The organism is Oscillibacter sp. (assembly GCF_032060045.1).
GTDB lineage: Bacteria > Bacillota > Clostridia > Oscillospirales > Oscillospiraceae > Oscillibacter.
The window spans coordinates 1-344 of sequence record NZ_DAMBZJ010000075.1 but is presented as its reverse complement, the minus strand read 5'-3'; the positions used below and the strand labels follow the sequence as shown (position 1 = coordinate 344).

Here is a 344-nt window from a genome sequence, read left to right as displayed (position 1 = left end):
ATGTAAACGCGGGACTACCCTGTGGTGCACGAGAAGGTGTATGTCCGCCTGCTAAAAGTACAAATACAGCTTTAGCCCTTGCTAAATTATGCTATGAAACCTTATTAGAGGATGGTTATAAAGCAAAAGAATCTTCAGATCTAAATGTCGTTACACCTGCACTAGAAAATATTATTGAAGCAAATATTTTATTGTCCGGGCTTGGATTCGAAAGTGGCGGTTTAGCTGCCATTCACGCGATTCATGATGGACTTACCATTCTACATGATGCTCATGGAGCTACTCATGGTGAGAAGGTTGCTTTTGGTGTGATTTGCCAATTGATTCTTGAAAGCACTCCATCG

The 344-nt window shown here is 41.3% G+C and carries 1 protein-coding gene; it reads left to right on the top strand.

Translation table 11 applies throughout. The annotated features are described in order from the left end of the window. A partial coding sequence (locus RT018_RS15665; protein WP_312943244.1) for an iron-containing alcohol dehydrogenase occupies positions 1-344 on the top strand: 344 nt, incomplete at both ends.